The 535-nt window shown below is 39.4% G+C and carries 1 protein-coding gene; it reads right to left on the bottom strand.

All coding sequences use genetic code 11. The annotated features are described in order from the left end of the window. A partial coding sequence (locus tag SM447_RS29895; RefSeq protein ID WP_474576209.1) for a glycoside hydrolase family 9 protein occupies positions 1-535 on the bottom strand: 535 nt, incomplete at both ends.

Here is a 535-nt window from a genome sequence, read left to right as displayed (position 1 = left end):
AGTAAGAATTGTCTTTTGTTGCCTCATAAGCACGAATCAAGATCATTACTTGATTTCCTGCAACGCCATTACTTCCCCAAACATAATTTTCATTTTTTGAAGACATTGCGATATTCATAGGGGAGGTTTCTATAGCGATTTTTAAAGTATCTGCTGAAGCAATCAGTGTGTTTTTTGCTGCAGCGGTATTAAACCCAGAGAGATTACTCTCATGATGCGCAATAGAGATTAAAGCTAATGGGCTAACATATTGCCATGCAGGAATGCCTCCAGAAATTAAAGCAGCGTCAATGTCATTGCTATAGGTAGTTTCTTGAGTAGTGATAAATAATTCTGTAGCTGCCCATTGGAATTCGTCATCTACATCGGAATCTTGGTATTGTCCTGTAGCAAAACCTGGGGTTTGTGTATAGAAAACTGTAGGATTTGCTTTTGCCCAAGCATAGGCGTCTTTTGCAGCTTGTAGTAATTGCGCGCTGTATCCAGGTTTTTCTGTTTGAAAATTTGCAAAGATTCTAGAAGCTACCGCTGCCAC

Source organism: Micromonospora aridisoli (genome assembly GCF_056150025.1).
This window is presented reverse-complemented; position numbering and strand designations above follow the sequence as displayed.